The following is a 13219-nucleotide window of genomic DNA, read 5'->3' as shown; positions in this document are numbered from 1 at the left end:
GCGATGATTCAGCGGAAATTGCCGCATTCGCGGCCGACAAATCCGGATTTTTAGAGATGGTTCATGCATGGGCGGGAGGGAGCATGTCAGAAGAGCGACGTAAACGAAGCCGGGTCAGCCTTGAATTTCCGCTGACAATAGCATTTGAGGGCAAAAGAGTCCGGGGGAAGGTTCACGATTTGAGCCTGAAGGGCCTCTCGTGTTCCACGGAAGAGTGGATTCTGCCGGGCAAGGAATGCGATATCACCCTGGAACTTGAGTCTGGATTGCGCATGCACATCCATGGGCGAATCATCCGTGCCGGACAGGACGGGGCCATCGATTTCATCAGTATGGACGAGACGAGCTTCGCGCATCTGCGCAATCTGGTCAGGCTCTACGCCGAAGATGCGGATCAGGTCGACGAGGAGTTGCGTCGCCCTGCGTTCAAGTCGGAAGAGGAGCCTTTTCCAGAGTGAGCAGGGTCTTTTTCAGTTCGATGCCGGGGCCGAATCCGCCAAGCCCCAGATTGGCCGCCAGCACCCGATGGCAGGGATAAAGCAGGGGCCACGGGTTTCTGGTCATGACCCCGCCAACAGCTCGCGCCGCCCGGGGCGAGCCGCAGAGTGCGGCCAGTTGCCCATAGGTCGTGACAATCCCTCTGGGCGCGTGCAGGCGCAGGTTGTCCAGCACCTTCATGGTGAATTCGCTCAAGTTTCGGCTGTCCAGGGGCAGGTCCGGCCATTCGTCGACATGAAGGTCTCCGTACTGGGTCACTATTCGCTCCAATACGCTTCCGTAGGGTGATTTTGGCGGGGTGGCGGCCTTGAGTTCGGCGTTCAGGTCTGTCTGGACCAGAAGCCCGTCCTTCCAGACGAAGGTGACCGAAAACCAACGGTTTGCAAAGGTTTCTGAAAAATCGTTCATGGTTGTTTCCGTTTCTTCGGGGGGTTCATCCATTCCGGGCGATCTTGTCCCAGAGCCTTGCCTTGCCATGTGTCCGTGTCATGCAGGAACTGTGTGACCGCGTTCAGATACGCGGTTTTTTTGTTGGCCCATGCCGGTGCGAGCAGTTCGTCGTGCTCGGGGTCGCTGTTGATGCGATGGACGACCACATCCTGTCGCAGGAGGGCCAGTCCGCGCACGAGCCAGGTCTGGGATTCTTCCTGCGAGAGGAGTTCGATCTTCCCGGCGCGCCAGGCTGATTCCAGCGGTGTGTCCCGGCAGACGTACAGATTATGTATTTTTATGCCGGACACGGGCAGACTGTTGACAAAGAGAATGGTTTGTTCGAAGTCCGCCAAATTCTCGCCCGGCAAGCCCGTGATGACATGGGCGCAGACCTTGATCCCCCGCTCCGCGGCTTTTCGTGCCCAGGTTGCAAAGCACTCTGCGTCATGCCCCCGGTTGATGCGTTTCAGGGTGGCGTCATGGGCCGACTGAAGTCCCAGGTCCAGCCAGATTTCCTCGAAGGGCGAATTTTGCAGGATGTCGAGTTTTTCCTCATCGAGACAATCCGGCCGGGTACCGATGGCCAGTCCGATGAGGTCCGGGACTTCCGCCAATTCCTCCAGCAGCGTCCGCAGTCGCGCGGCGGGTCCGTGAGTGTTGGAGAAGGACTGGAGATACCCCAGAAAACGCGTGCCTGTGTCGCGGTCCCTGGATAATTCCCGGTACGCGAAGTACTGCTCTCGCAGGGACATGCCGGTTTCGGCAAGGCCCGTCCCGGTTCCTTTCTGGTTGCAGAAAGCGCAACCGCTCCGGGAAAGGGTGCCGTCCCGGTTTGGGCACGAACTGCCGGCGTCCAGCGGTATTTTGCGGATTCGCTGACCGAAGCGTTGCTTGAAGTAGAGAGACAGTCGGTAGAATCTGTATGGAGACATGCTTGGTATGATTGAGGTTTGTGCATGGTCGCGGTGCGGGTTGCCTGCGCGTTGAAATTCAGATAAACAGTGCGGCTCATTACACATCTTTTTCGGGATCGCTCCATCCGTGTCCCGTGGTGGTCCGTGCTCCGGAACGGGCGACGCTTTTTCCAGCCTACAGCGCTGAACATGATAAAAGAGGAACTATATGTCCAGGATTTTGGATAAGATTTTGGGGTTCTTTTCGAACGATCTGGCGATCGATCTCGGCACCGCCAACACCTGCGTATACGTCAAGGGCAAGGGGATCGTCCTGCGGGAACCGTCCGTGGTCGCCGTCAAGCGCGACAATCGGGGCAACAACAAGGTTTTGGCCGTGGGCAGCGAAGCCAAGCGGATGCTCGGCCGTACCCCCGGCAACATCGTGGCCATCCGTCCCATGAAGGACGGAGTCATCGCCGATTTCGAAGTCACGGAAGCAATGCTTCGCCATTTCATATCCAAGGTGCACAACAGCCGGCGGCTGGTGCGGCCCCGCATAGTCATCTGTGTGCCCACCGGAATCACCCAGGTCGAAAAGCGGGCCGTCCGCGAATCCGCCCAGAGCGCTGGCGCGCGTGAAGTTTTCCTGATCGAGGAGCCCATGGCCGCGGCCATCGGCGCGGATCTGCCCATCACCGAGCCGACCTCGAACATGGTCGTCGACATCGGCGGTGGAACCACCGAAGTGGCGGTCATCTCCCTGGCTGGCATCGTCTATTCCAAATCCGTGCGCATCGGTGGCGACAAGATGGACGAGGCGATTCTTCAGCACGTCAAACGCAAATACAATATGCTCATCGGCGAGAGTTCCGCCGAGGACATCAAGACGACCATCGGTTCCGCGTATCCCATGGACCCGGAATTGGTCATGGACGTCAAGGGCCGCGACCTGGTTTCAGGCATCCCCCAGAACATCACCATCACCTCGGAGGAGGTCCGCAAGGCCATTTCCGAACCCGTCGATTCCATAGTTCAGGCCGTGCGCATCGCTCTGGAGCAGACCCCGCCCGAACTGGCGGCGGACATCGTCGACCGGGGCATCGTGCTGACCGGCGGCGGCGCTCTCCTTAAAGGGCTCGACAGCCTGCTGCGCGAGGAAACCTCCCTGCCCATCACCGTGGTCGATGATCCCCTGTCCACAGTGGCGCTGGGTTCCGGCAAGGTCTTGGACAATCTGGATGTCCTGCGCGAGGTAACCATCGAGTAGAGTGATGTCCCCTCGCTTCAAACGTCTGGTCCTGTTTTTCTTCCTCCCCCTGTTTCTCTATTTTTCCATGTACACATGGAACTGGAAGACGGGCTACCTCGATCGCCTGGCGGCCTTGACCGGGCTGGAGTTGACCGGATGGGTCCTGGCCCCGGGGAGATGGCTGCAAAACAACGTCGATGAATTCTGGTCGCGCTACGTCTATCTGGTCGGAGTGCGTCAGGAGAACGAGGACCTGGTCTTGCGGGTGCGGGAGCTCGAACAGGAGCTGACCCGCGTTTCCGAGAAGGCCAAGTCCGCCGATCGCCTGACCTCGCTTTTGCGTTTCAGCCCCGAGGCCTCCTGGGAGATGCGCGGAGGGCGGGTCATCGGCCAGAAGCTCGGTCCCAACGCCATTCTTGAAACCATACTTGTCGATGTGGGGCTGCGCCACGGCGTGGGACTCAACGACCCGGTCATCTCGCCCAAGGGCGTTGTCGGAAGAATCGCCAAGCCGGGTCTTCATTTTTCCTCCGTGGTTCTCCTATCCGATCCTTCCAGCCGGATTCCCGTCATCACCAGCGAGGGGCGTGTCCCGGCCATCGTGCAGGGGCAGGGCGCCGGAGCTTTCCTTGAAGTCAAGTTCATCCCCCGCAACGATCCGGTCAGCCCCGGGGAGATATTGCTCAGCTCCGGGCTGGGCGGTGTCTTTCCCAAGGGCATTCCCGTGGCCAGGGTGGTGGAAGTCACTCCGGCGGATGTCTCCCTGTTTCAAAGGGTCTACGCCGAACCTCTTCTCGCCCTGCGCTATTACGAGGAACTGCTGGTCCTGAGCCGCACCGACGGATTCGATGCCGGCCAGCCCGTCATGACTCCGGCGGTGACCAATGCGTCCTCCCCGGATGTTCCCCCGGGGGACGAAAAGAGCCCGGAAGACAAGCCCGCTGCCCAAGCTCCTCCCGCGGCCGGTCCGTCTGTGACGCCTCCGCCCGTCCCGGAGCCTTCCACCATTACCCGGCACCCTGTGCGCAAGAAGCCGTGAGACTCTCAGCCGCGCATCCCTCGACTTCTAAAAAGGGTCAAATTCCCGCGATCATCTGGTGGACAGACTTTCTGATCATCGCCCTTTGGGCGCAGGAACTGTCCGGTGGACTTGATTTCCTTTCTCCCGGCGTGCTTATTTGCCTGCAAACCGGACAGTGGTGGACCGCGCTCTGGATGGGGGCGCTGTGGGTTCTTGTTCAGGAGGGAGGGGGAAATCTGGTTTTTGGCGTGAGCATTCTATTTTATGCCGGTATGTTGGTCTTTTTTCTGCTTTCGAAATGGCTCCTTGAGCCGGAGAATCCTCTTTTCATAATCCTGTTTTCCTTGCTGCTGGCTTGCTGGTCCTGGGTGGTGCTCAGCGGGGCGATCAGCTTTCAGGAACTGCCGGCCCGGCCGTATTCTCCCTGGTCCTGGATTGCCAGGCAGTGGGCCGCATACGTGTTTTTCTGGGGTACGGCCCTCTTGATTTACAGGCGCGGAGGCAGAAATGGGCGCGTTTAACTCCCCGGAGCGGCCCCAGATATTTTCCGGCCCGCCGCTGTTGCTCGTTTTTCTGGTGATCCTCTTTTGCATCTTCGGTATCCGGCTGTGGTACCTGCAGATTTACAAGAGTGATTTCTATCAGGGACGCGCCCAGGAGAACAGAACCAGACAAAGCACCATGTTTTCCCCAAGAGGCATCATCCGGGACCGTACCGGAGTGCTGCTGGCGGAAAACAATCCCGCCTACGCCCTGGCGCTGGTGCGCGAGGACTGTCCGGACATTCCTAAAACCCTGGACCAGATCAGCCGCTGGACCGGTCAGCCCCGGGACGAACTGCAAAAAGCCTTCGAAATCGGCCGCAAGCGGGTCAAGCATTTCGACGAACAGGTCATCGTGCCCAACATTCCGTTTGAGCTGGTGGCCCTGGTCGAGGCGCACCGGCAGGACTGGCCCGGGCTTGTCATTGCCGTGCGGCCCAAGCGTTCCTACGCCCATGGGGAGACCCTGGCGCATGTCCTTGGATATGTGGCTCGGGCCAACGAAGAAGAACTCAACAACGACCCTGATCTGCAACTGGGCGACAACGTCGGCAAGCAGGGCGTGGAGCTGATGCTCGAACGCAGGTTGCGCGGGACCAAGGGGCTTCAAGAGTTTGAAGTCGATGCCTCGGGCCGAGTGCTGTCCTCGCGGATTGTTTCTTCGCCGGTGATGGGCGAGGACCTCAATCTGAGCATCTCTTTGCCCTTGCAGGAAGTCGCGACCAAGGCGCTGGACGGCCGGGCCGGATCGGTCGTGGCCATGGACGCCGACACGGGCGAGGTGCTGGCGTTGGTCAGCCTGCCCAGCTACGATCCCAACGAGTTTGTTGTCGGCATCAGCCATGCGAAATGGAAGGAGCTGCTGGAGGATCCTTTGCATCCCCTGCAGAACCGGCCGGTGCAAAGCACCTATCCGCCCGGCTCTATCTTCAAGCTCGCAGTGGGCGGGCTTGGGCTTGAGAGTGGCACGGTCAAGCCTTCCTCGACGGTGTTTTGTTCCGGCAGCTACAAGCTCGGCAAGCGTGTCTTCAGGTGCTGGAACAAGGGCGGGCATGGAACCACAGATTTCAAGAAATCTCTGCGCGAGTCCTGCGACGTCTATTATTACCAGTTGGGAGAACAGCTCGGGGTGGAGGCTATCAGCGATTTTGCGACCCGCTGTGGGTTCGGGGCCAAGACCGGCGTGGAGTTGCCCCACGAGCGGGCCGGCAACATGCCCACCCCGGAATGGAAGTTGAACCGCTTCGGAGAGAAGTGGCAGGGCGGCGAGACCTTGAACTTCGCCATCGGCCAGGGATACACCTTGACCACCCCCCTGCAGGTGGCCAGATTTGTTGCGGCGCTGGTTAACGACGGGAAAATTTTGCGGCCGACGCTCCTTTTGTCCGAAGAGCCTGACGTGCTGGGTGAACTGCCCATGCGACCCGCGACCAGGAAGCTGGTTCTCGACGCCATGGTGGCCACGGTGGAGGAAGAACGGGGCACTGCCCGGGTTCTTCGCAGGCCCGGCCTGAGAGTCGGAGGCAAGACCGGCACGGCCCAGGTCGTGAAACTGCAGGAAAAATACGAGAAGAAAAAGACCCAGGAGATCCCCTACAAATACAGGGATCACGCCTGGATGGCCAGTTTTGGTGAAAAGGACGGAAAGCGTTTTGTGGTCGTGGCCATGGTGGAACATGGCGGTCATGGAGGCTCGGACGCGGGGCCGGTGGCCGGGGCAGTGCTCGATGTGCTTCTGGATGTGCGATCAGGGGACTGACCAGGAAAGAAAATGTTCGATAGACGACTCATATTTCATATCAATTGGGGTCTTTTGATCCTGACGGCGCTCCTTTTTCTTGTCGGGGTCATGAACCTCTATTCGGCCAGCACCCTGCGCCTTGCTTCCGGCCTTGAAATCGACACGTATTTCAACAAGCAACTGCTTTGGGGCGGGGTCGGCCTGTGCGTGATGACTGCGTTGGTGCTGATAGACTATCGTCATCTGAAATCTGTTTCGTGGCCGTATTTCATCCTTTGCCTGGTTCTGCTGCTCGGAGTCAGTGTTGCCGGGAAAACCATCTACGGAGCCAAGAGATGGCTTGATCTCGGGTTTTTCAATCTCCAGCCCACGGAGCTGACAAAAATCGCGGTCTTGATCCTTGGCGCCAGACTGATGGCGCGTATGGAAGGCAAGCTGGGCTGGCTCAACCTGGGTAAGGCGCTCCTTGTCGGGCTGGTGCCTGCTGTCCTGGTGGTCAAACAGCCTGACCTCGGGTCGGCCTTGAACATCCTGCTCATTCTGGGGGGCATGATCCTTTTCAAGGGAGTCACCGGCTCCGTGTTCAAGGTGCTGGTTGTCGTGCTGCCGATCATGATCCCATTTGGCTGGTTTTTTCTGCACGACTACCAGAAGCAGCGCATAATGACTTTTCTTGACCCGGGTAATGATCCGCTCGGAGCCGGTTACCACATCATCCAGTCCCAGATTGCGATTGGCTCAGGAGGGTTCTGGGGCAAGGGCTTTTTGGAAGGCACCCAGAGTCAGCTGCGCTTCCTGCCGGAAAAGCATACGGACTTCGCTTTTGCCGTGTTCGGCGAGGAGTGGGGCTTCTTCGGGTCCATTATGCTGCTCATTCTATTCTGTTCTTTTCTCTATCAGATTTACATCGTCACCATGGAAGCCAAGGACGATTTCGGGAGCTACCTCGCGGCCGGGGTCTTCTTTTATTTCTTTTGGCAGATCCTCATCAATATCGGCATGGTGCTCGGGATCATGCCTGTCGTCGGAATTCCACTGCCCTTCATCAGCTATGGAGGCAGTGCATCCGTGGTCAACTTTTGCATGGTCGGACTCGTTCTCAATGTGGCCATGCGCCGTTTCGTTTTCAAAAAAGGCTGACAGTTTTTGGTGTTTTCATGCGGCCAGATTTTTTTTGGCCGCCAATCCGAAAGAAGGCGTGGACGCGACGTGAGCGACCCACTTTTTTTTCGAAAAGAAAAGCGCGAGCTAGACACGTGAAATTCCGAACAAACTACGAAAACCCATGCCATGCCAATCATTTTGCTGATGCTTTGTCCAAAAAGATTTTGACACGAAAATGGGAATCAGATAGAGGCCCTGTGACTTTGAACAAAAATTCACATACTTTTTAGGGGGCGGCATGATTGATCTAGATTACACTTTTTTTGTTCAGCTCGTGAACTTTATGGTCATCCTGACGGTCTTGAATTTGATCTTGTATCGTCCCATCCGAGGGATCATCAAGAAACGGGCCGAGGTCATGAGCCAGAAGCTGGGATCCATCGAGGATTTCGCCGCCAAGGCGGAGGCCAAGCTTGAGAGCTACAAGGTCGCACTGAGCGGAGCCCGTGTTGAAGCTCAGCAGATGCGGGTAGCCCTGAAGGCTGAAGGCGTCGCGGTGGAGTCTTCCGTTTTGGCCGAGGCCGGAGCCGAAGCCGCCGAAAAGATTGCCGCCGCCCGAAAGGAGATCGACGGTCAGAAGCAGACAGCCCTCAAGGCTCTGCGCCAAGAAGTCGCCACCTATGCCAAGAACGTCGCCAACAAGGTGTTGAGCAAGGCTTGATAGGTTCGGGATTTTCTTATGTGTCATAGATTTACTTTTTCATATAAGGAGGGCGGAATTTTGAAAAAGTTCAAGACTGTCGGATTGGTGACGGCAGCACTGGTTCTCTGCGCGGCGATAGCTTTCGCCAGCGAGGGAGATGGCGGGGGGCACAACAAGCTGCTCGACCTTCTCTATCGCGTAATCAATTTCGGCATTGTCGCGTTCTTGATCTATAAGTTCGCGGGCAAGCGTATCGCGGACCTGCTGTCCGGGCGCACCAAGCAGATCGAGACGGACCTTGCCGATCTCGACGAACGCAAGGAAGATGCCGAAAAGCGTTTGCTTGAAGTTGAGGCGAGTATCGCGAATCTTGAGGCGGAAAAAGCCAAGATTCTGGATGATGCAAAGGCTCAGGGTGAGGCCATGCGTCAGGCGATTATCGACAAAGCGGAGGCCCAGGCTACTCAGATCAGGGCTCAGGCTGAAGTATCGGCGGCCCAGGAAGCCAAGTTGGCTATCGACGCCATCCGTGAAGAACTGGCCGAAAAGATTACCACTGCCGCTGAAGATCTTGTCAAGAAGCAGCTCAAAAAGAAAGATCACGAAGATTTGGTCAACGAATATCTTAAAAAGGTGGTGCTCAATTGACTGGGAATATCGTAGCAAGACGGTATGCCAAGGCTTTGTTCGCCGTTGCGCAAGCGCAGTCCGACAAGGGTGCGATGGCGAAATACGGTGACGACTTGGCCAGGCTGGCTGGACTCCTGGAGAATGCGCCTGAGCTCACGAAGATCTTCCGCAACCCCATTTTTGGTGTGGAAGAAAAGAGAGGGGTAATCATCAAGATTCTGGACAAGGTGGCGCCCTGCGCCATGGTTCGGAATTTTTGTCTGCTGCTCGCGGACAAAAACAGATTGTCTTTTCTCCCCGAGATCAACGCATCCTATGGAACGCTTTTGGATTCAGCCCAGGGTGTTCTTCGCGGCAAGCTGGTGACGGCTGTAAAGCTTTCCGATGTTGTGCAGAAGAACGTTGTCGATAAATTGCAACGCGAGTCGGGCCAGCAAGTGGTCCTTGATTACGAAGTGGATCAGGAGATTATTGGCGGGCTTATGCTCAAGATCGGTGACAAGATCCTTGACGCCAGTATTCGCGCTCAGCTGCAAATTTTGAAAGAAAATATCAAAAGGGGTGAGTAGAGGCTATGCAGATTAAAGCAGAAGAAATTAGCCAGATCATCGAAGGCCAGATCAAGAATTACGAGAAAAAGGTTGAGATGAGCGAAACTGGCGTGGTCTTGTCAGTGGGTGACGGTATCGCCCGCGTTTACGGCTGCGAAAACGCGATGGCAATGGAACTCCTCGAGTTCCCCGGTAACGTCATGGGAATGGTCCTTAACCTTGAAGAAGATTCCGTAGGTGTCGCCCTGCTCGGCGAGACGGAGCACATCAAGGAAGGCGACATCGTCAAACGTACGGGCCGGATTTTCCAGGTTCCCGTCGGTGACGCTGTCCAGGGCCGGGTCATCGACCCTCTGGGCAACCCCATCGACGGTCTCGGACCGATCCAGACGGATCAGTTCCGTAACGTTGAAATCAAGGCTCCCGGCATCATCGCCCGTAAATCCGTACATGAGCCCATGTACACGGGTCTGAAGGCCATCGACGCCATGACGCCCATCGGCCGCGGCCAGCGCGAACTCATCATCGGCGACCGTCAGGTCGGCAAGACCGCGGTTGGCGTTGACGCCATCATCGCGCAGAAGAACAGTGACATTCACTGTTTCTACGTCGCCATCGGCCAGAAGCGTTCCACTGTCGCCCAGGTGGTTGAAGCCCTTCGTCAGAACGGCGCCCTGGAATACACCACCGTCATTTCCTCCACCGCCTCCGAGCCGGCTCCGCTGCAGTTCATCGCTGCCTACTGCGGTTGCACCATGGCGGAATTCTACCGTGACAACGGCAAGCATGCCCTGATCGTTTATGACGATCTTTCCAAGCAGGCCGTCGCTTACCGGCAGATGTCACTGCTTCTGCGCCGCCCTCCGGGACGCGAAGCTTTCCCCGGCGACGTTTTCTATCTCCACTCCAGACTTCTGGAGCGCTCCTGCAAGGTCAACGACAGCCTGGGCGCCGGTTCCCTGACCGCCCTGCCTGTAATTGAAACCCAGGCCGGTGACGTTTCGGCGTACATTCCGACCAACGTTATCTCCATCACCGACGGTCAGGTCTACCTTGAGCCCAACCTGTTCATGGCCGGCATCCGCCCCGCCATCAACGTCGGTCTGTCCGTATCCCGAGTTGGCGGCGCCGCACAGATCAAGGCCATGAAGAAGGTTGCTGGCACGCTGCGTCTCGATCTGGCCCAGTATCGCGAACTTGCCGCTTTCGCGCAGTTCGGTTCCGACCTGGACAAATCCACCAAGACCAAGCTGACCCGTGGCGAGCGTCTGGTTGAACTGCTCAAGCAGCCTCAGTACCAGCCAATGCCCGTCGAAGAGCAGGTTGCAGTTCTTTACGCCGGTACCCGCGGTTTCCTCGATGACATCGCAGTGACCGACGCCATCCGCTTCGGTGCCGAACTGGTTGACTTCATGCGCAACCAGAAATCCGACGTCCTGGCTGAAATCGTTCAGACCAAGGACCTTGGCAGTGAAACCGAAAAGAAGCTGGCTGATGCGATCAATGAGTTCAAAGCCGGTTTCAAAGCCTAGGATCGTTTAAGGAGTCGTAAATGGCATCACTCAGGGACATTCAGAACAAAATCGTCGGTGTAAAGAAGACCAAGCAGATTACGAAAGCGATGAACATGGTCGCTTCCGCAAAGCTGCGCGGTGCTCAGAGCCGCATCGAGCGCTTTCGTCCCTATGCTGATAAGTTCAATGACATTCTTATCGATCTGGCTTCCCGCGCCGACGCCAGCGCGCATCCCTTGCTTGAAAAGCGCGAGGTCATTCAGAACATCGGAATTGTACTGGTGACTTCGGACAAAGGGCTGTGCGGCAGTTTCAACGCGAACTTGTGCAATGCCGCCAACAGGCTGGCCAAGCAGAAGGAAGCAGAAGGCAAGACGGTCAAGTTTATCTGCATTGGAAAGAAAGGCAGAGACTTCATCCGCAAGACAAAATTCGAGATTACTACCGCTTACGCTGAAAACATGACTCATTTTGATTTTCAGTTGGCAAGCGAAACAGGAAATCTCGTCATTGACGGATACCTCTCTGGACAGTTTGACGAAGTGCACATTGTTTACGGAAAGTTCGTAAACATCGCGAAGCAGGAAGCGACATGGTCGCAGATTCTCCCCGCCGAAACGCCAGAAGTTGAGGCTACGGCCGGTGCTTCGAGCGAATACATCTTTGAACCGTCAGTGGAAGGCCTTTTGGCCGAACTGCTGCCTAGGTATGTCAAAGTTCAGATGTATCGCGGCCTGCTCGACACGTCGGCCAGTGAGCACGCAGCTCGCATGTCGGCCATGGATAACGCGACAAAGAACTGCGACGAAATGGTCGGCAGCCTGACCAAAGTCTACAACAAGGCGCGCCAGGCAAGTATCACCACCCAATTAATGGACATCGTAGGCGGTGCCGAGGCACTGAAAGGATAAGGGGGCATAACGCATGAGTGCTGTTAATACCGGTAAAATAGTGCAGGTCATCGGACCTGTTGTTGACTTGGAGTTTGCCGAAGGCAATCTTCCGAGTATTTTGAACGCTGTTCTCATTACGAACCCGACCATTGACGCCGAGGAAGACAACTTGGTTGTCGAAGTCGCGCAGCATCTTGGCAACAGCGTCGTCCGCTGCATCGCCATGGACAACACCGATGGTCTTGTTCGCGGTCAGATCGGCAAGGACACGGGCAAGCCCATTCAGGTGCCCGTCGGCAAGGCTTCCCTGGGACGAATCCTGAACGTCGTTGGTCGCCCCGTGGATGAAAAGGGTCCCATCTCCTCCGAGAAGATGTACCCCATCCATCGTCCTGCTCCCGGTTTCACGGAGCAGTCCACCAAGATTGAAGTGCTGGAGACCGGCGTCAAGGTTATTGACCTGCTCGTTCCCTTTCCCAAGGGTGGAAAGATGGGCATGTTCGGTGGTGCCGGCGTCGGCAAGACCGTTATTCTCATGGAAATGATCAACAACATCGCCAAGAACCACGGTGGCATCTCCGTGTTCGCCGGTGTTGGTGAGCGCACACGCGAAGGAAACGACCTTTACCATGAAATGATAGAAGCTGGCGTTCTGGATAAAGCCTGCCTCGTCTACGGTCAGATGAACGAACCTCCGGGAGCCCGTTCACGCGTTGCGCTGACCGCTCTGGCCGCTGCGGAATATTTCCGTGACGAAGAAAACCAGGACGTGCTGCTGTTCGTCGACAACATCTTCCGTTTCACCCAGGCAGGCTCCGAAGTCTCCGCGCTTCTTGGCCGCATGCCTTCCGCTGTTGGTTACCAGCCGACGCTGGGTACCGACCTTGGTGAACTGCAGGAACGCATCACCTCTACCAAAACGGGTTCCATTACCTCGGTTCAGGCCGTTTACGTCCCTGCCGACGACTTGACCGACCCCGCACCTGCAACGACCTTCTCGCATCTTGACGGAACCATCGTTCTGTCCCGTCAGATCGCGGAGCTTGGCATTTATCCTGCGGTGGATCCTCTTGACTCCACCTCCCGCATTCTGGATCCCAACGTCATCGGCATGGACCACTACATGACTGCCCGTGCCGTGCAGCGTCTGCTCCAGAAATACAAGGATCTGCAGGACATCATCGCGATCCTGGGCATGGACGAGCTGTCTGACGAAGACAAGCTGTCCGTCTCCAGAGCGCGCAAGATTCAGCGTTTCCTGTCCCAGCCGTTCTTCGTTGCCGCCCAGTTTACCGGCAAGGAAGGCCGCTATGTTAAGCTTGAAGAGACCATCAAGAGCTTCAAGGAAATCATTGAAGGCAAGCACGATTCTGTTCCGGAGTCCTGCTTCTACATGGTAGGCGGACTTGAAGAGGCATTGGAAAACGCCAAGAAACAGTAATTCT

The 13219-nt window shown here is 56.9% G+C and carries 14 protein-coding genes; 12 read left to right on the top strand and 2 right to left on the bottom strand.

From position 1 onward, the window contains the following. The first annotated feature begins 83 nt into the window (after positions 1-83). On the top strand, positions 84-458 hold the full coding sequence (locus tag H4684_RS06495) for a PilZ domain-containing protein (protein WP_161949166.1): 375 nt from the start codon (positions 84-86) through the stop codon (positions 456-458). Here the strand turns inward: H4684_RS06495 and H4684_RS21115 are convergent. Both H4684_RS21115 and H4684_RS06485 read right to left on the bottom strand, forming a co-directional pair. After that, the gene (locus tag H4684_RS21115; RefSeq protein ID WP_318779619.1) at positions 427-906 is read right to left on the bottom strand and encodes a methylated-DNA--[protein]-cysteine S-methyltransferase; all 480 of its coding nucleotides are present in this window, start codon (positions 904-906) and stop codon (positions 427-429) included. The two genes, H4684_RS06495 and H4684_RS21115, sit on opposite strands and share 32 nt — an antisense overlap. Next, complete coding sequence (locus H4684_RS06485; protein ID WP_092193265.1) at positions 903-1862, bottom strand: TIGR01212 family radical SAM protein; 960 nt, start codon at positions 1860-1862, stop codon at positions 903-905. The genes H4684_RS21115 and H4684_RS06485 overlap by 4 nt, the downstream gene beginning before the upstream one ends. A gap of 190 nt (positions 1863-2052) precedes the next feature. Here H4684_RS06485 and H4684_RS06480 point away from each other — a divergent pair, with 190 nt between their 5' ends. From H4684_RS06480 to atpD, 11 genes are all read left to right on the top strand, one after another. After that, entirely contained in the window at positions 2053-3093 is a 1041-nt protein-coding gene (locus tag H4684_RS06480) for a rod shape-determining protein (RefSeq protein ID WP_015775515.1), read from the top strand. 4 nt (positions 3094-3097) lie between these two features. After that, positions 3098-4114, top strand: coding sequence for a rod shape-determining protein MreC (gene mreC / locus H4684_RS06475; protein ID WP_192623220.1), 1017 nt, complete (start codon positions 3098-3100; stop codon positions 4112-4114). Continuing rightward, complete coding sequence (locus H4684_RS06470) at positions 4111-4617, top strand: hypothetical protein (RefSeq protein ID WP_092193269.1); 507 nt, start codon at positions 4111-4113, stop codon at positions 4615-4617. Before mreC ends, H4684_RS06470 begins: the two co-directional genes overlap by 4 nt. Beyond that, positions 4604-6397 carry a penicillin-binding protein 2 gene (gene mrdA, locus H4684_RS06465; RefSeq protein ID WP_092193271.1) on the top strand — a complete coding sequence of 598 codons (1794 nt, stop codon included), beginning with the start codon at positions 4604-4606 and terminating at the stop codon, positions 6395-6397. The genes H4684_RS06470 and mrdA overlap by 14 nt, the downstream gene beginning before the upstream one ends. 12 nt (positions 6398-6409) lie before the next feature. Further along, positions 6410-7519, top strand: a complete 1110-nt coding sequence (gene rodA, locus H4684_RS06460; RefSeq protein WP_092193273.1) for a rod shape-determining protein RodA — start codon at positions 6410-6412, stop codon at positions 7517-7519. A gap of 262 nt (positions 7520-7781) precedes the next feature. Continuing rightward, a complete protein-coding gene (locus H4684_RS06455; protein WP_092193275.1) occupies positions 7782-8204 on the top strand; it encodes an ATP synthase F0 subunit B in 423 nt (140 codons plus the stop codon). Positions 8205-8264: 60 nt separating this feature from the next. Further along, positions 8265-8834 (top strand): F0F1 ATP synthase subunit B family protein, encoded by a 570-nt coding sequence (locus tag H4684_RS06450; protein WP_092193277.1) that lies wholly within the window; start codon positions 8265-8267, stop codon positions 8832-8834. Beyond that, the gene (atpH, locus tag H4684_RS06445) at positions 8831-9385 is read left to right on the top strand and encodes an ATP synthase F1 subunit delta (RefSeq protein WP_192623219.1); all 555 of its coding nucleotides are present in this window, start codon (positions 8831-8833) and stop codon (positions 9383-9385) included. Before H4684_RS06450 ends, atpH begins: the two co-directional genes overlap by 4 nt. Positions 9386-9390: 5 nt before the next feature. Further along, positions 9391-10899, top strand: coding sequence for a F0F1 ATP synthase subunit alpha (gene atpA / locus H4684_RS06440; protein WP_092193281.1), 1509 nt, complete (start codon positions 9391-9393; stop codon positions 10897-10899). 20 nt (positions 10900-10919) lie between these two features. Then, on the top strand, positions 10920-11792 hold the full coding sequence (locus tag H4684_RS06435) for a F0F1 ATP synthase subunit gamma (protein ID WP_092193283.1): 873 nt from the start codon (positions 10920-10922) through the stop codon (positions 11790-11792). Positions 11793-11805: 13 nt separating this feature from the next. Continuing rightward, positions 11806-13215, top strand: coding sequence for a F0F1 ATP synthase subunit beta (atpD, locus tag H4684_RS06430; RefSeq protein ID WP_015775525.1), 1410 nt, complete (start codon positions 11806-11808; stop codon positions 13213-13215). Positions 13216-13219 lie beyond the last annotated feature (4 nt).

It is taken from the genome of Desulfomicrobium macestii, assembly GCF_014873765.1.
In the GTDB taxonomy this organism is placed as follows: domain Bacteria; phylum Desulfobacterota; class Desulfovibrionia; order Desulfovibrionales; family Desulfomicrobiaceae; genus Desulfomicrobium; species Desulfomicrobium macestii.
This window is presented reverse-complemented; position numbering and strand designations above follow the sequence as displayed.